A 24113-nucleotide genomic window follows, 5' to 3' on the forward strand; every position below is an offset into this window, starting at 1 on the left:
CGCTCATTGAGCGCCCTGTTAGTTGTAAGGAAAAGTGACGTCAGTCGGCGTCGTAGCCGAGATTCGGCGCTAACCAACGTTCCACTTCAGAGACGCTCATGCCTTTACGCAGTGCATAATCTTCGATCTGATCGCGCTGCAGCTGCGCCACGGCGAAGTACTTGCTGTCCGGATGACTGAAGTACCAGCCGGAAACCGATGCCCCTGGCCACATCGCGAAAGATTCGGTCAGTTTCATCCCGGTATGGGCTTCAACGTCCAGCAGCTGCCAGATGGTGCCCTTTTCGGTATGTTCCGGACAGGCCGGGTAACCCGGCGCCGGGCGGATCCCCTGGTAGTTTTCGCGGATCAGCTCCTCATTGCTGAGATTTTCATTCGCAGCGTAGCCCCAGTACACCTTACGCACGCGCTCGTGCAGATACTCTGCGAACGCTTCCGCCAGGCGATCGGCAATCGCTTTGACCATGATTTTGTTGTAATCATCATGCTGCGCTTCAAAGGCGTCCGCCAGCGCATCCTCTTCCAGACCGCCGGTCACGGCGAAGGCACCGATGTAGTCGGCTTTGCCACTCAGCTTTGGCGCGACAAAATCGGCCAGACAGTAGTTGGCAAACCCAACCTTCTCGGTTTGCTGACGCAGATGATGGCTCACGGCCAGCACGTGGGTGCGCGTCTCATCGCGATAAATTTCGATGTCATCACCCACACGGTTCGCCGGAAACAGCCCCACCACGCCGCGCGGGTTAAGGGCTTTCTCGGCGCTGAGTTTGTCGAGCATGTCGTTAGCGTCTTTAAACAGGCGCTTCGCCTCTTCGCCGACAACCTCATCTTCCAGGATGCGCGGATATTTGCCCGCCAGCGACCAGGTCATAAAGAATGGTGTCCAGTCGATGTAGTTGCGCAACGTTTCGATGCTGGCGGTCACCTCCTGCACGCCCAGACGATGGGCAACCGGCGGCGTATAGCTCGCCCAGTCAAACGCCAGATCGTTATCGCGCGCCGCCTGAAGTGTCACCGGTGGGGTGCGCGGTTTCTTGCGGGCATGCTGAATGCGGACGGTTTCGTACTCTTTGCGGGTCCGGGCCACAAAGTCATCGCGCTGGGTGTCGGAGAGCAGCGCTGAGACCACGCCCACGGTGCGAGAGGCGTTCTGTACATAGACCGTCGGGCCGCTGTAGTTCTGCTCAATCTTCACCGCAGTATGCGCTTTTGAGGTGGTCGCCCCGCCAATCAGCAGCGGAATGGTGAAGCCCTGACGCTCCATCTCTTTCGCCACGTTAACCATCTCGTCGAGCGACGGGGTAATCAGCCCCGAAAGGCCAATCAGGTCAGCATTGACTTCGCGCGCGGTCCTGAGGATTTTATCCGCCGGCACCATTACACCAAGGTCAATAATCTCGTAGTTATTGCACTGTAGCACCACACCGACAATGTTCTTTCCGATGTCATGCACGTCGCCCTTCACGGTGGCGATAACCATTTTACCGTTGCTGGAACCTTGCTCTTTGCTGGCTTCGATAAACGGCTCCAGATACGCCACGGCCTGCTTCATCACGCGCGCGGACTTGACTACCTGCGGCAGGAACATTTTGCCCTCACCGAACAGATCGCCCACCACGTTCATGCCATCCATCAGCGGCCCTTCGATAACCTCGATGGGCCGTGCAGCCTGCTGACGAGCCTCTTCGGTATCCTGCTCGATAAACTCGGTGATGCCTTTTACCAGCGAATATTCCAGCCGTTTCCTTACATCCCAGGCACGCCACTCGGCCTGCTGAACATTGGCAGCGTCGTCCGATTTGCTGCCGCGGTATTTTTCTGCCAGATCGAGCAGTCGCTCGGTGGCGTCGTTGCGGCGGTTCAGGATCACGTCCTCTACGGCATCGCGCAGTTCGGCAGGAAGGTCGTCGTAAATCGCCAGCTGTCCGGCGTTGACGATCCCCATGTCCATTCCATTGCGAATGGCGTAATAGAGGAATACGGCGTGGATCGCTTCACGCACCGGGTCGTTGCCGCGGAACGAGAACGACACGTTCGACACGCCGCCGGAGATCAGCGCATACGGCAGCTCACGTTTGATGTCTTCACACGCGCCGATAAAGTCCTGGGCGTAGTTATTGTGCTCTTCAATCCCGGTCGCAACGGCGAAGATGTTCGGGTCGAAGATAATGTCTTCCGGCGGGAAGCCCACCTCTTCAGTCAGTATCTTGTACGCGCGGCGGCAAATTTCAATTTTTCGCTCGCGGGTATCGGCCTGGCCCACTTCATCAAAGGCCATCACCACCACGGCCGCGCCATATCGACGGACCAGCTTTGCATGGTGAATGAAGATATCGACGCCTTCTTTCATTGAAATGGAGTTGACGATACCTTTGCCCTGAATGCACTTCAGCCCTTTTTCGATGACTTCCCATTTGGAGGAGTCAATCATGATCGGCACGCGGGCGATATCCGGCTCGCCAGCGATCAGGTTGAGGAAACGCACCATCGCCGCTTCGGCGTCGAGCATCCCCTCATCCATGTTGATGTCGATGATCTGCGCGCCGTTTTCAACCTGCTGGCGGGCAACGTCCAGCGCTTCGCTGTACTTCTCTTCTTTGATCAGCCGTTTAAACTTTGCCGAGCCCGTAACGTTTGTACGCTCCCCAACGTTCACAAACAGGCTGTCATCGCCGATGGTCAACGGCTCAAGGCCGGAGAGACGGCAGGCAACCGGCAGCTCGGGCAGTTTACGCGGCGGCAGACCGGCCACGGCATTGCTCATGGCGGCTATGTGCTCCGGCGTAGTGCCGCAGCAGCCGCCAACGATATTCAGGAAACCGGATTCAGCCCATTCGCGGATTTGCGCCGCCATGGTGTCCGCATCCAGGTCGTATTCGCCAAAGGCGTTTGGCAGTCCGGCGTTCGGGTGGGCGGTAACGTAGCATTCCGCGATGCGCGACAGCTCCTGCACGTACTGGCGCAGTTCATCCGGCCCCAGCGCGCAGTTCAGGCCGAAGGAGAGCGCTTCAGCGTGGCGCAGGGAGTTATAAAACGCTTCGGTGGTCTGGCCTGACAGGGTACGGCCAGAGGCATCGGTGATGGTGCCGGAAATCATGATCGGCAGGTCAACGCCCAGCGCCTCGAACTCCTCTTTCACCGCGTATATCGCGGCTTTGGCATTGAGGGTATCGAAAACCGTTTCAATCAGGATCAGATCGGAACCCCCTTCCACCAGCGCTTTGGTTGATTCACGGTAGGCCGCAACCAGCTGGTCAAAGGTAATATTACGAAACGCCGGGTCGTTCACGTCCGGTGAAATGGAGGCGGTGCGGTTGGTTGGACCCAGCACCCCGGCAACATAGCGCGGTTTATCCGGCGTGCGGGCCGTCCATGCGTCGGCACAGGCGCGGGCGAGTTTCGCCGCCTCAAAGTTTATCTCCGCCGACAGGGACTCCATCTGGTAATCCGCCATGGCGATGGTTGTCGAGTTAAAGGTGTTGGTTTCAACGATATCGGCACCCGCCTCGAAGTAGGCGTTGTGGATATCCGCAATCACCTGCGGTTTGCTTAACACCAGCAGGTCGTTGTTACCTTTGAGGTCGCATGGCCAGTCCGCGAAACGTTCGCCGCGGAAATCGTCTTCACTGAGACGATAGCTCTGGATCATGGTGCCCATGCCGCCGTCCAGCACCAGAATTCGTTTATTTAACTGCGCACGCAGTTGCTCTACTTTGCTGCTCACACTTGCTCCCGACAACGCTCAACCAGGCCAAAAGGCTGCGGTCCATACTGGCACAATCTTGCAGGGTGGAAAAGTCACACGGCGGTAACATGAGACATGTTCACCATCACTCCTCCGATCAGTCAGGATAACGGTTGCAAAATCACCAAATAAAACGAAAATGATTTCCACGATACAGAAAAAGGAGATCGTCATGGTCACGACCGTTCCCGCGAAACGCGGCAGAAAACCTGCCGCCACCCCCGCCGCACAACAGGGCGGACAGGTTCAATCGCTCACGCGCGGTTTGAAGCTGCTGGAGTGGATAGCCGAGTCGCACAGCAGCGTGGCCCTGACGGAGCTGGCTCAGCAGGCTGGTCTGCCGAACTCCACCACGCACCGGCTGCTGACCACCATGCAGCAGCTTGGTTTTGTGCGTCAGGTTGGGGAGCTGGGGCACTGGGCAGTCGGCGCCCATGCGTTCATCGTCGGCAGTAGCTTCCTGCAAAGCCGCAACCTGCTGGCGATTGTGCACCCTATCCTGCGCAAATTAATGGAAGAGTCGGGCGAGACCGTGAATCTGGCCGTACTCGACCAGAGCGACCATCAGGCGATTATCATTGACCAAGTACAGTGTACCCAGCTGATGCGTATGTCAGCCCCTATTGGCGGTAAGCTGCCTATGCACGCGTCCGGTGCGGGGAAAGCCTTTCTGTCACAGCTGAGCGAGGAACAGGTGACGGGGCTGCTGCACCGTAAAGGGCTGCACGCCTATACCCACGCCACGCTGGTTTCACCGGTGCATCTGAAAGAAGATCTGGCGTTGACCCGTAAGCGCGGCTATTCGTTTGACGACGAGGAGCATGCCCTGGGCCTGCGCTGTATTGCGGCCTGTATCTTTGACGAGCATCGCGAACCGTTTGCCGCCATCTCCATCTCCGGACCAATTTCGCGTATGACCGATGACCGCGTAACCGAGCTGGGTGCGCTGGTGATTAAGGCGGCGAAAGAGGTGACGCTGGCGTATGGTGGGATTCGTTAGGATTGAGTGCGGTCTGATGCCCTCACCCCGGCCCTCTCCCACAGGGAGAGGGAGAAAACATGATGCCCTTACCCTGCGGGAGAGGGAGAAAATCGGATGCAAAACCGCTGTTTACGACGGTAGGCGTACACATCTTCCACATGTCCGTTTTTGATCCGCGTTTGCAGCCCGCGCCAGTAGCTGGCACGAAACAGATCGGCATGCATCTCTTCAAATAATGGCCCAATACGCGGGTCGGCGCACAGCCAGTGGCGAAACTCCTCGGGAAAGACATCACCCGGTGAGACGCTGTACCACGGCTCGCCGGAGAGTTCATCTTCGGGGTAACGGGGCGGCGGGATATCGCGAAAATTCACCTCCGTCATATAGCAAATTTCATCGTAATCATAGAATACGACTCGCCCGTGACGGGTGACGCCGAAGTTTTTAAACAGCATATCGCCCGGGAAAATATTGGCGGCGGCAAGCTGGCGAATCGCGTTGCCATACTCTTCAATGGCATCTTTTAAAGCCTGACCGTCGGCCTGTTCCAGCCAGATATTCAGCGGCACCATACGACGTTCGATATACAGATGACTAATCGCTATTTTGTCACCCAGATCGGTGATTTTTGCCGGTGCTTCCTGCAGTAACAGGGCCATTAGAGCCGGATCGATCTGCCGCTTATCCAGCACAAAATTTTCAAACTCCTGCGTATCCGCCATACGCCCGACGCGATCGTGTTCTTTCACCAGCTGATAGCAGGCACGAACATGCGCTGCGGTCATCTCTTTCTGCGGCGCGAATGTATCTTTGATGACCTTAAACACCCGGTCAAACCCCGGCAGCGTAAAGACCAGCATCACCATGCCACGAATGCCGGGCGCTTCGATAAATTGCTCATCGGCGGTGGTAACATAGCGCAAATACTCCCGGTAGCTTTCCGTTTTGGCATGCTTCTGACAGCCAATCGCCATATACAGCTCGGCGGTGGTTTTGCCTGGCAGGATCTCACGCAGCCACTCCACCAGGGCGGCAGGCAGCGGAGCGTAGACCATAAAATAGGAGCGGGCGAAGCCAAACACAATGCTGGCCTCGGCGCTGGTGGTCAGGCAGGTATCGACAAACAGTTCGCCGTCATCGGTACGGTGGATGGGCAACAGAAACGGCACGGTGGCGGAGGGCGTCACCAGCTTGCCCACCAGCCATGCGGCTTTATTGCGGTAGAAAAGCTCGTTGGCGACCTGCAAATGGCAGTGGCTGAGTGCCTCTTCGCCAAAGGATTCGTGGAGGTGGGCGATGATAAAGCCAATATCGCGGGCTTTATTCTCCCAGGGCAAGCGCAGCGGTAAGTCTGTTAACACGCGGTGCAGGAGCTTCTCCCAGCCGTGATCGGGGAAAAAATCCTTCGCCAGCGGGCGCGGAATGGTGCGAAAACGACGCTCCGGCTGGGAGCTGAAAATAAATAACCGCTCAGGAGATAAAGAGCGGTGGTCAAATAACCGGCAATACACGGAGTTGAAAAAGCTCTCCGCAATCTCGAAGCGCGGGTAGTCTGGCAACAAATGGGTGTAGTGCTCCTTAACGCGCAGTAAAAATTCCGCGTCCGGGTTTTTACCGTCGGTGATGCAGCGCAACTGCTCCACCACCAGACCCACATGATGGTCGTAGAGGTGAATACGCTGCTTCATGGCCTGCTGAACCGCATGCCAGTCGGCGTGCTCAAAGCGCTGCTGCGCGCCAGAGGTGACTTCCAGAAAGCGACCATACTGGGCATCGAAACCCTGCAAAATAGTCTGTGCAATCAGTAATTCCAGGCCACGCGACATAGATTCCCCCTCACCCAACCCTCTCCCCAGAGGGGAGAGGGGGAAAAGATTAGAACTGAGCTTCTTCCGTTGAACCCGTTAAGGCAGTGACGGAGGAGGTGCCGCCCTGAATAATCGTGGTCACATTATCAAAGTAGCCGGTGCCCACCTCCTGCTGGTGAGACACGAAGGTGTAACCGTCTTTGCCCGCGGCAAATTCCGGCTGCTGCACCTTTTCAACGTAGTGCTTCATGCCCTCACCCTGTGCATAGGCGTGCGCCAGATCGAACATGTTGAACCACATGCTGTGGATGCCTGCCAGGGTAATGAACTGATATTTGTAGCCCATGTCGGACAGCTGCTGCTGGAAGCTGGCGATGGTTTTATCGTCCAGCTTTTTCTGCCAGTTGAAGGACGGCGAGCAGTTGTAGGCCAGCAGTTTGCCCGGGTATTTGGCGTGGATAGCATCGGCAAAGCGTTTTGCCAGCGCCAGATCCGGCGTGGACGTTTCACACCAGACCAGGTCTGCGTACGGTGCATACGCCAGGCCACGGCTGATGGCTTGCTCAATGCCAGCATGGGTACGATAGAATCCTTCGCTGGTGCGCTCGCCGGTAATGAACTCGCTGTCGTACGGGTCACAGTCAGAGGTGATCAGGTCAGCCGCATCCGCATCGGTACGGGCAATCACCAGCGTCGGCACGCCGAGCACATCGGCGGCCAGACGCGCAGCAACCAGCTTCTGAATCGCTTCCTGGGTTGGGACCAGCACTTTGCCGCCCATGTGTCCGCATTTCTTCACCGATGCCAGCTGATCTTCGAAGTGAACGGCCGCTGCACCGGCCTCAATCATCGATTTCATCAACTCAAAGGCGTTCAGCACGCCGCCGAAACCCGCTTCTGCATCCGCGACGATCGGCAGGAAGTAGTCAATAAAGCGCGGATCGTTTGGCTCGATACCTGCCGCCCACTGGATCTGATCCGCACGGCGGAAGGTGTTGTTGATCCGATCCACCACCGACGGCACGGAGTTAGCCGGATAGAGCGACTGATCCGGATACATGCTGGAGGCCAGGTTAGCATCCGCCGCGACCTGCCAGCCGGAAAGATAAATGGCTTCGATACCGGCCTTCGCCTGCTGCAACGCCTGACCGCCGGTCAGCGCACCGAGGCTGTTGATGTAGCCCTTTTTGGAGCCGCCATGTAGCAGATGCCACATCTTCGCCGCGCCATTTTGCGCCAGCGTGCATTCCGGATTGACCGAGCCACGCAGCTTCACCACTTCCTCAGCGCTGTACGGGCGACGGATGCCTTCCCAGCGCGGCTGTGTCCACTCTTTCTTCAGTTCTTCGATTTGTTGGGTACGGGTTTTCATGTGCAGATGCTCCATATTGTTATGTGGTGGATTTACGCAAGCAGGCGGTAACCTGGCAGGGTGAGGAAGTCGATTAAGTCATCTGAGGTTGTGATTTGCTCCATCAGGCGGGCGGCATCATCAAAACGTCCGCTGCTGAAGCGATGTTCGCCCAGTTCGTCCTGAATGACGCGCATCTCTTCGGCCAGCATCTGGCGGAACAGGGATTTGGTCACCGGCTTGCCGTTGCTGAGCGTTTTCTGATGATGGATCCACTGCCAGATCGAGGTGCGGGAGATTTCTGCCGTCGCCGCGTCTTCCATCAGGCCGTAGATGGGCACGCAGCCGTTACCGGAGATCCACGCTTCGATGTACTGCACGGCAACGCGGATATTGGCGCGCATGCCCTCTTCCGTGCGTTCACCCGAGCACGGCGCCAGAAGTTGCTCTTCTGCGATTGGGGCATCGTCATCACGGGTGACAAACAGCTGGTTTTTGTTGTCGCCGAGCACATGGTTAAAGACTTCCATTGCCGTATCGGCCAGGCCCGGATGGGCGATCCACGTGCCGTCGTGACCGTTACGCGCTTCAAGCTCCTTGTCAGCTTTCACCTTGTTGAGCACCTGATTGTTACGCTCAGCGTCTTTGCTCGGAATAAATGCCGCCATGCCGCCCATCGCAAAGGCACCGCGTTTGTGGCAGGTTTTAATCAGCAGGCGCGAGTAGGCGCTGAGGAACGGTTTATCCATGGTGACAACCTGACGATCCGGCAGTACGCGATCCGGGTGGTTTTTCAGCGTCTTGATGTAGCTAAAGATGTAGTCCCAGCGTCCGCAGTTCAGACCCACGATGTGATCGCGCAGGGCGTGGAGGATTTCATGCATCTGGAATACGGCAGGCAGCGTTTCAATCAGCAGGGTGGCTTTAATGGTGCCACGCGGCAGGTTGAAGCGATCTTCCGCGTAACTGAACACCTCACTCCACCAGGCCGCTTCCTGCCAGGCCTGGGTCTTTGGCAAGTAGAAATAGGGGCCACTGCCTTTCGCCAGCAGATTTTTGTGGTTGTGGAAGAAATAGAGGGCAAAATCAAACAGGCTGCCCGGAATGGCTTCCCCACGCCAGGTGACATGCTTTTCCGGCAGGTGCAGGCCGCGAACGCGGCAGATCAGAACCGCCGGATTGGGTTTTAACTGGTAAATTTTACCGGCTTCATTGGTATAGCTGATGGTGCCGTTAACGGCGTCGCGCAGGTTGATCTGCCCGTCGATCACTTTACGCCAGTCCGGGGCCAGTGAATCCTCAAAATCCGCCATAAAGACTTTGACGTTGGCGTTCATGGCGTTGATCACCATTTTGCGCTCTACCGGGCCAGTGATCTCAACGCGACGATCCTGTAAATCTTCAGGGATGCCGCGGATTGTCCACTCACCATGCCGAATGGAAGCGGTTTCCGAAATAAAACCAGGCAACTTGCCATTATCAATTTCCTGCTGTTGGTGAATGCGTGCCGCCAGCAGCTTATTGCGCTGTGGCGTAAAACGGGTCACCAGCTCAGTCAGAAATTCGACCGCCTCTGTCGTCAAAATTTGCTGTTCTTGTTCGCCATACGGCTGGGTAAAGGCCAGTTCATCGACCGTCGTTGCCTGTTGAGTCATCACTCTGCTCCTCATCAAAGATCCAAATTCACATCCCCAATGCGAACGAAAGATCGTTGTGTAGTTTTCGCTCAGCAGAATTAAGACTATCTCTATTTTTTCCAAAATCAAAAACAATTTCCATTTCAATTAAAAAATACGTACAACTTATTGATAATAGTAGAATTAAAGTTTACGTAAATGTTGAGCGTCATTTCGGAAATAAAAAAGGCACCCGAAGGTGCCTGATGTGAATAGCTGAAACGCTTTAGGATCGTTTAAAGCAGAAGATTACTCCAGCGTCGGATTCATATGACGCAGATCGTATGGCGTTATCTGGTAGACGTAATAGTTGAGCCAGTTGGTAAACAGCAAATTCCCGTGACTGCGCCAGGTGGCTCGCGGCTTGTTCTGGGGATCGTTTTTCGGGAAATAGTTATACGGCACATCCGGATTAAGACCCGCTTCAACATCACGGAAATACTCTGACGCGAGGGTATGCGGATCGTACTCAGGATGCCCGGTCACAAAGGCAATACGCTTATCTTTGCTGGCAAACAGGTACGCATCACCATCTTCTGTTTCGGCCAGGATCTCCAGATCGGTGTAGTCACGAATCAGCTGCGCCGGGAAATCGGCGTAGCGTGAATGCGGGGCCAGGAAAGTGTCATCGAAACCGCGAGTGAGCAATGCATGAGGGTGAAGAATGTGGTGTTCGTATACGCCGGAGAGTTTTTCGGTGCGGGTTTGCTTAGGGATGCCATAGAGGATATTCAGCGCGGCTTGTACCGCCCAACAGACAAACAGCGTGGAGGTGACGTGATCCTTTGCCCACTCCAGTACCTGTTTGATCTGCGGCCAGTAGGCGACATCATTGAATTCGACCAGGCCCAGTGGCGCACCGGTGACAATCAGTCCGTCGAAGTTTTCCTCGCGGATATCGTCGAAGTTACAGTAGAAGTTGTTCAGGTGCTCAGAAGGCGTATTACGCGACTCTCGGGCATCGATCCGCAGCAGCTGAATATCCACCTGAAGCGGAGAGTTCGAAAGCAGGCGCAGAAACTGATTCTCTGTTTCGATCTTTTTCGGCATCAGATTAAGGATGAGCACCTTCAGCGGGCGAATTTCCTGACCTGTCGCGCGTGAAGTGGTCATTACAAAGACGTTTTCTTCACGTAAGAAATTGACGGCTGGTAGCTCGTCCTGCACCCGAATCGGCATAACCTTGTATCCTCACAGCATACGTATAAACGTTTAGACATCCAGACAGCCAACGATACCCAGTATTGGCGTGAATGTCGAGTCTGCAAGATAAAGGTGAGAAAGTTTCAAGGAGAGGGAGAAAACAAAAGCAAAAAACCCCGCACCTTACGGTACGGGGTTCTTCTTAATTAATGCCTGGCAGTTCCCTACTCTCACATGGGGAGACCCCACACTACCATCGGCGCTACGGCGTTTCACTTCTGAGTTCGGCATGGGGTCAGGTGGGACCACCGCGCTAAAGCCGCCAGGCAAATTCTGTTATCTGTATCAGGCTGAAAATTCTGTCTTTCGTCCGCCGAAACAGCTTCGGCGTTGTAAGGTTAAGCCTCACGGTTCATTAGTATCGGTTAGCTCAACGCATCGCTGCGCTTACACACCCGACCTATCAACGTCGTCGTCTTCAACGTTCCTTCAGGAGACTTAAAGTCTCAGGGAGAACTCATCTCGGGGCAAGTTTCGTGCTTAGATGCTTTCAGCACTTATCTCTTCCGCATTTAGCTACCGGGCAGTGCCATTGGCATGACAACCCGAACACCAGTGATGCGTCCACTCCGGTCCTCTCGTACTAGGAGCAGCCCCCCTCAATTCTCCAGCGCCCACGGCAGATAGGGACCGAACTGTCTCACGACGTTCTAAACCCAGCTCGCGTACCACTTTAAATGGCGAACAGCCATACCCTTGGGACCTACTTCAGCCCCAGGATGTGATGAGCCGACATCGAGGTGCCAAACACCGCCGTCGATATGAACTCTTGGGCGGTATCAGCCTGTTATCCCCGGAGTACCTTTTATCCGTTGAGCGATGGCCCTTCCATTCAGAACCACCGGATCACTATGACCTGCTTTCGCACCTGCTCGAGCCGTCACTCTCGCAGTCAAGCTAGCTTATGCCATTGCACTAACCTCCTGATGTCCGACCAGGATTAGCTAACCTTCGTGCTCCTCCGTTACTCTTTGGGAGGAGACCGCCCCAGTCAAACTACCCACCAGACACTGTCCGCAACCCGGATTACGGGTCTACGTTAGAACACCAGCCATTAAAGGGTGGTATTTCAAGGGCGGCTCCACGCAGACTGGCGTCCACGCTTCAAAGCCTCCCACCTATCCTACACATCAAGGACCAGTGTTCAGTGTCAAGCTATAGTAAAGGTTCACGGGGTCTTTCCGTCTTGCCGCGGGTACACTGCATCTTCACAGCGAGTTCAATTTCACTGAGTCTCGGGTGGAGACAGCCTGGCCATCATTACGCCATTCGTGCAGGTCGGAACTTACCCGACAAGGAATTTCGCTACCTTAGGACCGTTATAGTTACGGCCGCCGTTTACCGGGGCTTCGATCAAGAGCTTCGCGTTGCCGCTAACCCCATCAATTAACCTTCCGGCACCGGGCAGGCGTCACACCGTATACGTCCACTTTCGTGTTTGCACAGTGCTGTGTTTTTAATAAACAGTTGCAGCCAGCTGGTATCTTCGACTGATTTCAGCTCCACCCGCAGGGGCTTCACCTACATATCAGCGTGCCTTCTCCCGAAGTTACGGCACCATTTTGCCTAGTTCCTTCACCCGAGTTCTCTCAAGCGCCTTGGTATTCTCTACCTGACCACCTGTGTCGGTTTGGGGTACGATTTCGTGTTACCTGATGCTTAGAGGCTTTTCCTGGAAGCAGGGCATTTGTTACTTCAGCACCGTAGTGCCTCGTCATCACACCTCAGCGTTAAAAAGGTACCGGATTTACCTGGAACCTCCGCCTACATGCTTAAACCGGGACAACCGTCGCCCGGCTAACATAGCCTTCTCCGTCCCCCCTTCGCAGTAACACCAAGTACAGGAATATTAACCTGTTTCCCATCGACTACGCCTTTCGGCCTCGCCTTAGGGGTCGACTCACCCTGCCCCGATTAACGTTGGACAGGAACCCTTGGTCTTCCGGCGAGCGGGCTTTTCACCCGCTTTATCGTTACTTATGTCAGCATTCGCACTTCTGATACCTCCAGCAACCCTCACAGGCCACCTTCAACGGCTTACAGAACGCTCCCCTACCCAACAACACATAGTGTCGCTGCCGCAGCTTCGGTGCATGGTTTAGCCCCGTTACATCTTCCGCGCAGGCCGACTCGACCAGTGAGCTATTACGCTTTCTTTAAATGATGGCTGCTTCTAAGCCAACATCCTGGCTGTCTGGGCCTTCCCACATCGTTTCCCACTTAACCATGACTTTGGGACCTTAGCTGGCGGTCTGGGTTGTTTCCCTCTTCACGACGGACGTTAGCACCCGCCGTGTGTCTCCCGTGATAACATTCTTCGGTATTCGTAGTTTGCATCGGGTTGGTAAGCCGGGATGGCCCCCTAGCCGAAACAGTGCTCTACCCCCGAAGATGAGTTCACGAGGCGCTACCTAAATAGCTTTCGGGGAGAACCAGCTATCTCCCGGTTTGATTGGCCTTTCACCCCCAGCCACAAGTCATCCGCTAATTTTTCAACATTAGTCGGTTCGGTCCTCCAGTTAGTGTTACCCAACCTTCAACCTGCCCATGGCTAGATCACCGGGTTTCGGGTCTATACCCTGCAACTTAACGCCCAGTTAAGACTCGGTTTCCCTTCGGCTCCCCTATACGGTTAACCTTGCTACAGAATATAAGTCGCTGACCCATTATACAAAAGGTACGCAGTCACACCCGAAGGTGCTCCCACTGCTTGTACGTACACGGTTTCAGGTTCTTTTTCACTCCCCTCGCCGGGGTTCTTTTCGCCTTTCCCTCACGGTACTGGTTCACTATCGGTCAGTCAGGAGTATTTAGCCTTGGAGGATGGTCCCCCCATATTCAGACAGGATACCACGTGTCCCGCCCTACTCTTCGAGTTCACAGCCTGTGCATTTTCGTGTACGGGACTGTCACCCTGTACCGTGCGACTTTCCAGACGCTTCCACTAACACACAAGCTGATTCAGACTCTGGGCTGCTCCCCGTTCGCTCGCCGCTACTGGGGGAATCTCGGTTGATTTCTTTTCCTCGGGGTACTTAGATGTTTCAGTTCCCCCGGTTCGCCTCGTTAACCTATGTATTCAGTTAACGATAGTGTGACGAATCACACTGGGTTTCCCCATTCGGACATCGCCGGGTCAAGGGTTCATATCACCTCGCCGGCGCTTTTCGCAGATTAGCACGTCCTTCATCGCCTCTGACTGCCAGGGCATCCACCGTGTACGCTTAGTCGCTTAACCTCACAACCCGAAGATGTTTCACTTCATGATTGCGAAAATTTGAGAGACTCGAACACACATTAACTGTGTGTCGTTTCAATTTTCAGCTTGATCCAGATTTTTAAAGAGCAAAATTTCACAATGCACTTAACAGTACATTTTGAAATTATTCATTTATCAAACAATCTGTGTGAGCACTGCAAAGGCAGGTTCTTTAAGGTAAGGAGGTGATCCAACCGCAGGTTCCCCTACGGTTACCTTGTTACGACTTCACCCCAGTCATGAATCACAAAGTGGTAAGCGCCCTCCCGAAGGTTAAGCTACCTACTTCTTTTGCAACCCACTCCCATGGTGTGACGGGCGGTGTGTACAAGGCCCGGGAACGTATTCACCGTAGCATTCTGATCTACGATTACTAGCGATTCCGACTTCATGGAGTCGAGTTGCAGACTCCAATCCGGACTACGACGCACTTTATGAGGTCCGCTTGCTCTCGCGAGGTCGCTTCTCTTTGTATGCGCCATTGTAGCACGTGTGTAGCCCTGGTCGTAAGGGCCATGATGACTTGACGTCATCCCCACCTTCCTCCAGTTTATCACTGGCAGTCTCCTTTGAGTTCCCGGCCTAACCGCTGGCAACAAAGGATAAGGGTTGCGCTCGTTGCGGGACTTAACCCAACATTTCACAACACGAGCTGACGACAGCCATGCAGCACCTGTCTCACAGTTCCCGAAGGCACCAATCCATCTCTGGAAAGTTCTGTGGATGTCAAGACCAGGTAAGGTTCTTCGCGTTGCATCGAATTAAACCACATGCTCCACCGCTTGTGCGGGCCCCCGTCAATTCATTTGAGTTTTAACCTTGCGGCCGTACTCCCCAGGCGGTCGATTTAACGCGTTAGCTCCGGAAGCCACACCTCAAGGGCACAACCTCCAAATCGACATCGTTTACGGCGTGGACTACCAGGGTATCTAATCCTGTTTGCTCCCCACGCTTTCGCACCTGAGCGTCAGTCTTTGTCCAGGGGGCCGCCTTCGCCACCGGTATTCCTCCAGATCTCTACGCATTTCACCGCTACACCTGGAATTCTACCCCCCTCTACAAGACTCTAGCCTGCCAGTTTCGAATGCAGTTCCCAGGTTGAGCCCGGGGATTTCACATCCGACTTGACAGACCGCCTGCGTGCGCTTTACGCCCAGTAATTCCGATTAACGCTTGCACCCTCCGTATTACCGCGGCTGCTGGCACGGAGTTAGCCGGTGCTTCTTCTGCGGGTAACGTCAATTGCTGTGGTTATTAACCACAACACCTTCCTCCCCGCTGAAAGTACTTTACAACCCGAAGGCCTTCTTCATACACGCGGCATGGCTGCATCAGGCTTGCGCCCATTGTGCAATATTCCCCACTGCTGCCTCCCGTAGGAGTCTGGACCGTGTCTCAGTTCCAGTGTGGCTGGTCATCCTCTCAGACCAGCTAGGGATCGTCGCCTAGGTGAGCCGTTACCCCACCTACTAGCTAATCCCATCTGGGCACATCTGATGGCAAGAGGCCCGAAGGTCCCCCTCTTTGGTCTTGCGACGTTATGCGGTATTAGCTACCGTTTCCAGTAGTTATCCCCCTCCATCAGGCAGTTTCCCAGACATTACTCACCCGTCCGCCACTCGTCACCCGAGAGCAAGCTCTCTGTGCTACCGTTCGACTTGCATGTGTTAGGCCTGCCGCCAGCGTTCAATCTGAGCCATGATCAAACTCTTCAATTTAAAAGTTTGATGCTCAATGAATTAAACTTCGTAATGAATTACGTGTTCACTCGTTGAGACTTGGTATTCATTTAGTGTCCGAAGACATTAAGAATCCATGTCACTTTGAGTGCCCACACAGATTGTCTGATAAATTGTTAAAGAGCAGTTGCGACGCGCTTCAGCGCTCTGTCGCGAGGTGGCGTATATTACGCTTTCCTCTTTCAGAGTCAACCCTGATTTTCAGGATTTTTTCTCTTCAACCGACCGGGTTGTTTGTGAAGTGATTCACATCCGCCGTGTCGATGGAGGCGCATTATAGGGAGTTCTCCGCAGGCCGCAACCGCTAAATGACAGAAAAATGACTGACTGCTGCATTCCCCAGCAAAACCCCGCTTTATACCCTTTTACGCACAGACTTATCCACAGCGATGCGAAAAAGTGAAAATTCGCGAGCGTTGCGCAAACGTTTTCGTTAAAATGCTCGCGCTTAACAAGGATGCCTCGTCAGGTGTGTTAGATGAGTTTTTCGCTGGAAAATTCATCTAACGCTCTCTGTAATCGTGAAATCCAGGGGATTTACCATGCAACAACGTCGTCCAGTCCGCCGCGCTCTGCTCAGTGTTTCTGATAAAGCCGGTATCGTCGAATTCGCTCAGGCACTTTCTGCACGTGGTGTAGAGCTGCTGTCCACAGGTGGTACCGCACGCCTGTTAGCAGATAAAGGTCTGCCGGTAACCGAAGTGTCCGATTACACCGGTTTCCCGGAAATGATGGATGGACGCGTCAAAACCCTGCACCCAAAAGTCCACGGCGGTATTCTGGGTCGTCGCGGTCAGGACGACGCGATTATGGAACAACATGAGATCGCGCCAATTGATATGGTTGTCGTTAACCTTTATCCGTTCGCTCAAACCGTAGCGCGCGAAGGCTGCTCTCTGGAAGACGCCGTAGAGAATATTGATATCGGCGGACCGACGATGGTGCGCTCCGCGGCCAAGAACCATAAAGATGTGGCCATTGTGGTGAAGAGCAGCGACTACTCCGCCATTATTAATGAGATGGATGCGAACGAAGGGTCACTGACTCTGGACACCCGTTTCGACCTCGCGATTAAAGCATTCGAACACACCGCCGCGTACGACAGCATGATCGCCAACTACTTCGGTAGCCTGGTGCCTGCTTACCACGGTGAAAGCAACGATCCTTCCGGCCGCTTCCCACGCACGCTGAACCTGAACTTCATCAAGAAGCAGGATATGCGTTATGGCGAGAACAGCCACCAGCAGGCTGCCTTCTATATAGAAGAAGAGGTAAAAGAAGCCTCTGTCGCTACCGCGCAGCAGGTTCAGGGCAAAGCGCTCTCTTATAACAACATTGCCGATACCGATGCTGCGCTGGAGTGTGTGAAAGAGTTCAGCGAGCCTGCCTGCGTTATCGTGAAGCATGCGAACCCATGCGGCGTAGCGGTGAGTACATCCATTCTGGATGCTTACGATCGCGCCTATAAAACCGACCCGACTTCTGCTTTCGGCGGCATTATCGCCTTTAACCGCGAACTGGATGCCGAAACCGCACAGGCCATTATCTCTCGTCAGTTTGTTGAAGTGATCATCGCGCCATCTGCGTCTGAAGAAGCCCTGAAAATCACCGCTGCGAAACAGAACGTGCGCGTGCTGGTTTGCGGCCAGTGGGCAGAGCGCGTGCCGGGTCTTGATTTCAAACGTGTAAATGGTGGGCTGCTGGTACAGGATCGCGATTTAGGCATGGTGACAGCCGCAGACCTGCGCGTCGTGACCAAACGTCAGCCAACAGAGCAGGAGCTGCGCGACGCGCTGTTCTGCTGGAAAGTGGCGAAGTTCGTGAAATCCAACGCCATTGTCTACGCCAAAGAGAACATGACCATCGGGATAGGTGCAGGCCAGATGAGCCGCGTTTACTCCGCGAAAATTGCCGGGATTAAAGCCGGTGACGAAGGTCTGGAAGTGAAAGGCTCCGCCATGGCGTCTGATGCCTTCTTCCCGTTCCGCGACGGTATTGATGCTGCCGCAGCAGTGGGCATCACCTGCGTGATCCAGCCTGGCGGCTCAATCCGCGACGACGAAGTGATTGCCGCCGCCGACGAACACGGCATCGCGATGATCTTCACCGACATGCGCCACTTCCGCCATTAATCCACGGAGCAGAAAATGAAAATATTAGTGATTGGTAACGGCGGACGCGAGCATGCGCTGGCGTGGAAAGCAGCTCAGTCGCCGCGGGTGAAAACCGTCTTCGTCGCGCCGGGTAATGCGGGTACGGCACTGGAACCTGCTCTGCAGAACGTCGCCATCGGCGTGACGGATATTCCCGCGCTGCTGAGCTTTGCACAGAACGAGAAAATCGATCTCACCATCGTCGGCCCCGAAGCTCCGCTGGTGATTGGCGTTGTTGACGCGTTCCGTGCCGCGGGTCTGAAAATCTTCGGCCCAACGGAAGGTGCCGCACAGCTGGAAGGATCTAAAGCCTTCACCAAAGATTTCCTCGCGCGTCATCACATCCCGACGGCGGAATACCAGAACTTCACCGAGATTGAGCCCGCCCTGGCTTACCTCCGTGAAAAAGGCGCGCCGATCGTTATTAAAGCCGACGGTCTGGCTGCCGGTAAAGGCGTTATCGTCGCGATGACGCTCGAAGAAGCCGAAGCCGCGGTTCACGATATGCTGGCCGGCAACACCTTTGGCGACGCGGGCCACCGCATCGTGATTGAAGAGTTTCTCGACGGTGAAGAGGCGAGCTTTATCGTGATGGTCGATGGCGAACACGTTCTGCCAATGGCCACCAGCCAGGACCATAAGCGCGTAGGCAATGCGGATACCGGGCCGAATACCGGCGGTATGGGTGCTTACTCCCCTGCACCTGTGGTAACTGATGAAGTGCATCAGCGCACCATGGACCGTATCATCTGGCCAACCGTAAAAGGAATGGCTGCCGAGGGTAACACCTACACCGGTTTCCTCTATGCGGGCCTGATGATCGACAAGCAGGGCAATCCGAAGGTAATCGAATTTAACTGCCGCTTCGGCGATCCGGAAACACAGCCAATCATGCTGCGCATGAAATCCGATCTGGTGGATCTTTGCCTGGCCGCATGCGACGGCAAGCTGGATGAGAAAACCTCCGAGTGGGACGAACGCGCGTCTCTGGGCGTGGTGATTGCTGCGGGCGGTTATCCTGGCCACTACAACACCGGGGATGAGATCCACGGCCTGCCGCTGGAAGAAGTTGAAGGTGCGAAGGTGTTCCACGCCGGTACGAAACTGTCTGAGGACGATCGCGTACTGACTAATGGTGGCCGCGTGCTGTGCGCCACCGCGCTGGGCCATACTGTTGCCGATGCCCAGAAGCGTGCCTATGCGCTGATGGCGGATATTCACTGGAACGGTAGCTTTAGCCGTCAGGATATCGGCTATCGTGCGATTGCACGCGAGCAAGGGGAATAATACCCCCTCACCCTAACCCTCTCCCTCTGTACGGTCCGGGGACATGGTAGACAGGTGTTCGGGGACATGGTGAACACTTTTTAACATCCTTTACCCATGGTGATCGACTTTTTCTTCAGGTCGATCACCCCCACTTTTGTGCTGTACCACCACACCTCGTAGCGGCCGTCTTCCTGCATCTCCTTCAGCCCGACCCGTTCTCCCCTGAACGCCTTGCCTGCGCTCAGACTTACCCCTTTCACGCTCAGCTTTCCGCTGATATCCACTTTCCTGACCATCACGCCCTCGTCGTATTCCGGGGGCGTTGTGTTGCCGCTGTACCGTCGCGATGACGGCTGATACCGCGAGCCCGGTACCGCCATATCCAGCGCCTCATGCGGGCGTTCAAGGTTATAGACCGTCCGCCAGTGGTCGAAGGCGCGCTGCAGTTCGCCCTCACTCGCGAACCATTTACCCTGCAGCACCTCCGTCTTCAGGCTGCGGTGAAAACGCTCCAGCTTGCCCTGCGTCTGCGGATGATACGGCCGGGAGTGTCCCACCCGGATACCATGGCGCATCAGCCACAGCTCGAGCGCCGTCCAGGTGCCGGTGGTGTCTCCCCACGGGGCGCCGTTGTCCATCGTCATCCTGTCCGGCAGGCCGTAGCGTTCAAACACGCTGACCAGTTGTTGCTGCACGGTCTCACGCCGTTCATCGCTACAGTGCGCCAGGCACAGGGAAAAACGGGAGTGGTCATCCAGCAGGGTGAGCGGATGGCAGCGGCCACCGCCAAAGGGAAAGTGGCCCTTAAAATCCATCTGCCAGAGCCGGTTCGGCGCGTCATGTTCGAACCGTCCCGTGGCGGGAATGCCCGGTGAAGTGCCCGGCAGCAGGCCGTGACGGGCCATCAGGTTATGAACGGTGCTGAAGGCGGGCATACGGTGCCCCTGGTCTTCCAGCCAGCGCTTTATCTTGCGTGCGCCCCAGCGTTCATGGCGGTCATGGGCCATACGCAGCAGGGCAGTGATGTCGTCAGATGAGCGGTTCGGGGAATGGTGCGGTATGCGCGGGCGGTCCTGAAGGCCGGAGGAACCTTCCTCCATCCAGCGACGAAGCCACTTGTAGCCGGTGGCAGGTGAAATGCCGAAGCGACGGCAGAGGGAACGGATGTTCGCCCCGTCCTGCGAGGCGAACAAAACAAACTCGGTACGTAATGACATGGTATCTCTCGCATCCCAGGGCATAAGCGACTCCATAAACGGGTTCTTATGCCTTAGTTGTAAGTGTCTACCATGTCCCCGAACAAGTGTTCACTATGTCCCCGGACCGTACACCCTCAAGGGAGAGGGGATTTACGTCAAAAACTCTTTTCTGTCGGCTGCCAGGTGCAGAAATCTTCGTTCGCGACCAGCAACAGCTGAGAGCCTTCCGGCGCTTCAAGCCATGCCACACTCACTTCCATTGATGAATGACGCTGACGGCGCTGAATATGTTCGGTTGCCCAGGATTCAAGCTCAGGTTTAACTGTCTGTCCTTCGCAGGTGGTGACCGTACCATCGGTATGCCAGCGCCCCTGGCGCAGCACCACGCGTCCCAGACGCAACGCGTCGCTGGTCTGGCGGATTTGTCCGGCACGATAACGATAGAGGGCAACCTGATCGCTGGAGAGCTGCTGTTTTTGACCGTGGACTTCACGCTGCATAAAGCTCAGCTCGCCGTGGTCATCAAACCGCACTTTAACATGTTCGGGGGTTTTGCCGTAGATATTGAGTTCGATGAATGACAGGTCGTCTCCCTGCCAGCGATACTCTGCGGTCGATGTATTGCCGTTATGCCACGGGCTAAAAGCGGAAAGCAGATGCACTTCACCGCCGGAATCTTTACGCCAGATCCTGACCGCCCCCTGGTTGTCAGCGTAGCCGCTGGCGGTAAACGGTGGCAGAGAGGTGTCGTGGCTACAGGCTGACAGCAGCAGCACGCCCGCCAGCGCAAACAGACCACGCCAGACAGACAAAAGGGGCGTTACCGCCCCTTCGCTAAAACTGTTCACTGCCACGCGTCTTACTTAACAGCGTCTTTCAGTGCTTTACCAGAAACAAATGCCGGCACGTTAGCTGCGGCGATTTTGATTTCTTTACCGGTCTGCGGGTTGCGGCCAGTACGCTCAGCGCGGTGGTTCACTTTGAAGGTACCGAAACCAACCAGTTGTACAGCATCGCCTTCTTTCAGAGACTCAGTAATAGCAGCCAGGGTAGATTCCAGAGCAGCTTTAGCCTGCACTTTAGACAGATCAGCCTTGTCCGCAATTACATCAATCAGTTGAGTCTTGTTCATAAGTTATCCTTTCAATGTGTTTATCGCTTGCTAAGCATCGAGTGCGACGAAAAGGCCAAAATAGCACTCTCCTGCATACACGCACCGATAGCCACTTTTTTTCGCCCCCCAAATGTAGACCAGACGGGGGGCAGAAGGGAAGAGTTGAGGTGTGACAAAACAGGCGTTAAATCACGTTTTGTTGTCTCATTGGTTAAAAATTATACCAATATTGCTCTCACCCGCCTCACGCAAGTCCGCACGCAGCCCTTTTATCAGCTCGATATCGCGTTCTTCACACTCTGCCAGCAGGCGGAAAATTTCCCACTGGATATCCCATTCTTGTTCGACCGCGGGGTTAGCGCGCAGCTCTTCGTCGGTCATTTCGCGGCCTGCCTGGGTCATTTCCAGCATCGCCACGGTCGTAATGGATGCCTTACTGACTTCGATGGCATGCTCCAGCGTTTCACCGCTCAGACGAGAGTGGATCAGTTCGCTTAACGCCACGCAGGCATCGATCGCCGGATAGACACCGTAGAGATCAAAATCATCCGCTACCGGAATAGCCTCTTCGAGCTTTTCCAGCTGAGAGTCGAAGTTCACCTTCGCGTCTTTGACCGTCAGCGTTTCCCAGATGAGGTCCAGGATCCGGCGATAAATATGGCCATCACCAAACTCCGTCTGCTTGCAGAACGCGGCGTAGTTCGGATACATGCGCTCGCACAGGCAAGCCATAAAGGTGACGTGCTGCCAGCTTTCCAGCTTCTCAAGGCGCAGGTGAATCGGGTTTTGTAGCATGATGATGTCTCGAATCGAAAATTAGCCGCAGTTTACCTGAATCAGCGCTGAATTTCCTGCCAACGAACAAAAGCCGGACGGGCAGAGGCCACGGCGTCCGCCCAGCGGGTGGGCTCAGGTAAACGGTAACCCTTCGTACACCGTTGTACCCATGTCAGGGCGCTGTCCATACTTACGCGATGCCCGGTCGCGATAAACAACGGATTACAGCGCGCTTTACTGCGCCAGACCCACGCCAGCTGCTCACCCTTATCGATAAGCGGCGCCAGCGCGCCCGGCTCAGCGGAGAGCGGCTCAAACGCACCGCACAGGCGTTTCTTGGCGACGCCGATGGTGGGCACATCCACCAGCAGGCCAAAGTGGCTGGCAACGCCTAAGCGACGTGGATGAGAGATACCGTGTCCATCAACAAACAGCAGATCGGGTTTTTGCGAGAGTTGCTCCCACGCTGCCAGCAGCGCGGGGTATTCACGAAAGGAGAGAAAACCCGGTATGTACGGCATGGTGGTGGCGATACGCGCCACTTTGTACTCCACCAGCTCAAGTGAGGGGTACTTCAGCAGCACCATTGCCGCTCGCGTCACTTCACCGCCCTGCTCAAATCCGACATCCGCACCGCCTATATACTGCGGGGGATCCTTATCCAGACGATCCTCGCGGATCACGGATGAAGCCAGTTCTATCTGTTGAGCGCGTAATGACGCGAGATCCATAACCACTCCTTATTTGTGATATTGCGCAGAAAGTCGGTGCACCGCCTCCACAAACGCGCCAGCGTGCTCTGGCGGAACGTCCTGATGGATACCGTGCCCGAGGTTAAACACGTGCCCTTCCCCCTGGCCAAAGCCAGCCAGAATGGAAGCCACCTCTTCTTCAATACGGGCAGGCTGCGCGTAGAGCATGGACGGATCCATATTGCCCTGCAGCGCGACTTTGTCACCCACGCGGCGGCGCGCGTCGGCGATATCGGTGGTCCAGTCGAGCCCCAGCGCGTCACAGCCAGTGGCGGCCATCGCCTCCAGCCATTGACCACCGCCTTTGGTGAACAGCGTGACCGGCACACGGCGGCCTTCATGTTCACGCAGCAGGCCATCAACGATTTTGTGCATGTAGTAGAGAGAGAATTGCTGATAGTCACGCCCGGTCAGCACGCCGCCCCAGGTATCGAAAATCATCACCGACTGCGCACCCGCTTTGATCTGCGCGTTCAGATAGAGGGTGACGCTTTTCGCCAGCTTGTCGAGCAGCGCATGCAGGGCCAGCGGCTCGGCATACATCATCTTTTTAATGACGGTAAAGGCTTTACTGCTGCCGCCTTCAACCATATAGGTCGCCAGCGTCCATGGGCTGCCGGAGAAGCCAATCAGTGGGACTTCGCCTTTCAGTTCGCGACGAATGGTGCGCACGGCGTTCATCACGTAGCCCAGTTCACCTTCCGGATCGGGGATCGGCAGCTTATCCACGTCGGCTTTGCTTTTGATTGGGGAGGTGAAGCGCGGGCCTTCGCCGGTTTCGAAATAGAGCCCAAGGCCCATCGCATCCGGAATGGTCAGAATGTCCGAAAAGAGAATGGCGGCATCCAGCGGGAAGCGGCGCAGCGGCTGGAGCGTGACTTCACACGCCAGCTCGGCATTTTTGCACAGCGACATAAAATCGCCCGCCTGCGCACGCGTGGCTTTGTACTCTGGCAGATAACGTCCCGCCTGGCGCATCATCCACACCGGGGTGACATCAACGGGCTGGCGCAGCAGCGCACGCAGATAACGATCGTTTTTCAGTTCGGTCATTTTTGCAGTTCCTTAAGCGTCATGGCCTCAGTG

Annotated in this window: 14 protein-coding genes and 3 rRNA genes; 3 read left to right on the forward strand and 14 right to left on the reverse strand. The window is 55.4% G+C overall.

From position 1 onward, the window contains the following. Positions 1–40: 40 nt before the first annotated feature. The gene (gene metH, locus NQ842_RS22825) at positions 41–3724 is read right to left on the reverse strand and encodes a methionine synthase (RefSeq protein ID WP_257256365.1); all 3684 of its coding nucleotides are present in this window, start codon (positions 3722–3724) and stop codon (positions 41–43) included. Positions 3725–3917: 193 nt separating this feature from the next. On the opposite strand from metH, the gene iclR reads away from it, so the two are divergent. Next, complete coding sequence (gene iclR / locus NQ842_RS22830; RefSeq protein WP_013095025.1) at positions 3918–4745, forward strand: glyoxylate bypass operon transcriptional repressor IclR; 828 nt, start codon at positions 3918–3920, stop codon at positions 4743–4745. Positions 4746–4813: 68 nt separating this feature from the next. Here iclR and aceK read toward each other — a convergent pair whose 3' ends face one another. The 7 genes from aceK to NQ842_RS22865 form a co-directional block, all read right to left on the reverse strand. Beyond that, a complete protein-coding gene (aceK, locus tag NQ842_RS22835) occupies positions 4814–6553 on the reverse strand; it encodes a bifunctional isocitrate dehydrogenase kinase/phosphatase (RefSeq protein ID WP_014830258.1) in 1740 nt (579 codons plus the stop codon). Between the two features lie 49 nt (positions 6554–6602). Further along, positions 6603–7907 (reverse strand): isocitrate lyase, encoded by a 1305-nt coding sequence (gene aceA / locus NQ842_RS22840; protein WP_014830257.1) that lies wholly within the window; start codon positions 7905–7907, stop codon positions 6603–6605. A 32-nt stretch (positions 7908–7939) separates the two neighbouring features. After that, positions 7940–9541 (reverse strand): malate synthase A, encoded by a 1602-nt coding sequence (gene aceB / locus NQ842_RS22845; RefSeq protein WP_257256366.1) that lies wholly within the window; start codon positions 9539–9541, stop codon positions 7940–7942. A 270-nt stretch (positions 9542–9811) separates the two neighbouring features. Then, the gene (gene metA, locus NQ842_RS22850; protein WP_194516889.1) at positions 9812–10741 is read right to left on the reverse strand and encodes a homoserine O-succinyltransferase; all 930 of its coding nucleotides are present in this window, start codon (positions 10739–10741) and stop codon (positions 9812–9814) included. A 175-nt stretch (positions 10742–10916) separates the two neighbouring features. Continuing rightward, a 5S ribosomal RNA gene (gene rrf, locus NQ842_RS22855) occupies positions 10917–11032 on the reverse strand. Positions 11033–11099: 67 nt separating this feature from the next. Further along, positions 11100–14003: ribosomal RNA gene (locus NQ842_RS22860) — 23S ribosomal RNA — on the reverse strand. 199 nt (positions 14004–14202) lie between these two features. Beyond that, positions 14203–15742, reverse strand: a 16S ribosomal RNA gene (locus tag NQ842_RS22865). Together the 16S, 23S and 5S rRNA genes form the textbook arrangement of a ribosomal RNA operon. Positions 15743–16305: 563 nt before the next feature. Here NQ842_RS22865 and purH point away from each other — a divergent pair. Together purH and purD are read left to right on the forward strand one after the other, a co-directional pair. Then, the gene (purH, locus tag NQ842_RS22870; protein ID WP_046889086.1) at positions 16306–17895 is read left to right on the forward strand and encodes a bifunctional phosphoribosylaminoimidazolecarboxamide formyltransferase/IMP cyclohydrolase; all 1590 of its coding nucleotides are present in this window, start codon (positions 16306–16308) and stop codon (positions 17893–17895) included. A 15-nt stretch (positions 17896–17910) separates the two neighbouring features. Continuing rightward, positions 17911–19203: a phosphoribosylamine--glycine ligase gene (gene purD / locus NQ842_RS22875; protein WP_257256367.1), complete on the forward strand. Its 1293-nt coding sequence runs from the start codon at positions 17911–17913 to the stop codon at positions 19201–19203. An 80-nt stretch (positions 19204–19283) separates the two neighbouring features. Here purD and NQ842_RS22880 read toward each other — a convergent pair whose 3' ends face one another. The 6 genes from NQ842_RS22880 to hemE form a co-directional block, all read right to left on the reverse strand. Beyond that, positions 19284–20438 carry an IS481 family transposase gene (locus NQ842_RS22880; RefSeq protein WP_373371034.1) on the reverse strand — a complete coding sequence of 385 codons (1155 nt, stop codon included), beginning with the start codon at positions 20436–20438 and terminating at the stop codon, positions 19284–19286. Positions 20439–20539: 101 nt separating this feature from the next. Beyond that, complete coding sequence (locus tag NQ842_RS22885; protein WP_047360218.1) at positions 20540–21232, reverse strand: DUF1481 domain-containing protein; 693 nt, start codon at positions 21230–21232, stop codon at positions 20540–20542. Positions 21233–21243: 11 nt separating this feature from the next. After that, positions 21244–21516 carry a nucleoid-associated protein HU-alpha gene (hupA, locus tag NQ842_RS22890; protein WP_002445246.1) on the reverse strand — a complete coding sequence of 91 codons (273 nt, stop codon included), beginning with the start codon at positions 21514–21516 and terminating at the stop codon, positions 21244–21246. A 186-nt stretch (positions 21517–21702) separates the two neighbouring features. Further along, a complete protein-coding gene (locus NQ842_RS22895) occupies positions 21703–22293 on the reverse strand; it encodes a YjaG family protein (protein WP_013095017.1) in 591 nt (196 codons plus the stop codon). Positions 22294–22334: 41 nt separating this feature from the next. After that, a complete protein-coding gene (gene nfi / locus NQ842_RS22900) occupies positions 22335–23006 on the reverse strand; it encodes a deoxyribonuclease V (protein WP_014830251.1) in 672 nt (223 codons plus the stop codon). A 9-nt stretch (positions 23007–23015) separates the two neighbouring features. Beyond that, positions 23016–24080: a uroporphyrinogen decarboxylase gene (gene hemE / locus NQ842_RS22905; protein ID WP_046889083.1), complete on the reverse strand. Its 1065-nt coding sequence runs from the start codon at positions 24078–24080 to the stop codon at positions 23016–23018. Positions 24081–24113: the final 33 nt, after the last annotated feature.

It is taken from the genome of Enterobacter cloacae complex sp. R_G8 (assembly GCF_024599795.1).
Lineage (GTDB): Bacteria > Pseudomonadota > Gammaproteobacteria > Enterobacterales > Enterobacteriaceae > Enterobacter > Enterobacter dissolvens.

Coding starts and splice junctions, on each gene's coding strand:
- hupA (WP_002445246.1), bottom strand. CDS start 21,516: ATGAACAAGACTCAACTGATTGATGTAATTGCGGACAAGGCTGATCTG.
- NQ842_RS22895 (WP_013095017.1), bottom strand. CDS start 22,293: ATGCTACAAAACCCGATTCACCTGCGCCTTGAGAAGCTGGAAAGCTGG.
- aceK (WP_014830258.1), bottom strand. CDS start 6,553: ATGTCGCGTGGCCTGGAATTACTGATTGCACAGACTATTTTGCAGGGT.
- purD (WP_257256367.1), top strand. CDS start 17,911: ATGAAAATATTAGTGATTGGTAACGGCGGACGCGAGCATGCGCTGGCG.
- nfi (WP_014830251.1), bottom strand. CDS start 23,006: ATGGATCTCGCGTCATTACGCGCTCAACAGATAGAACTGGCTTCATCC.
- NQ842_RS22880 (WP_373371034.1), bottom strand. CDS start 20,438: ATGGAGTCGCTTATGCCCTGGGATGCGAGAGATACCATGTCATTACGT.
- iclR (WP_013095025.1), top strand. CDS start 3,918: ATGGTCACGACCGTTCCCGCGAAACGCGGCAGAAAACCTGCCGCCACC.
- aceB (WP_257256366.1), bottom strand. CDS start 9,541: ATGACTCAACAGGCAACGACGGTCGATGAACTGGCCTTTACCCAGCCG.
- aceA (WP_014830257.1), bottom strand. CDS start 7,907: ATGAAAACCCGTACCCAACAAATCGAAGAACTGAAGAAAGAGTGGACA.
- metA (WP_194516889.1), bottom strand. CDS start 10,741: ATGCCGATTCGGGTGCAGGACGAGCTACCAGCCGTCAATTTCTTACGT.
- purH (WP_046889086.1), top strand. CDS start 16,306: ATGCAACAACGTCGTCCAGTCCGCCGCGCTCTGCTCAGTGTTTCTGAT.
- hemE (WP_046889083.1), bottom strand. CDS start 24,080: ATGACCGAACTGAAAAACGATCGTTATCTGCGTGCGCTGCTGCGCCAG.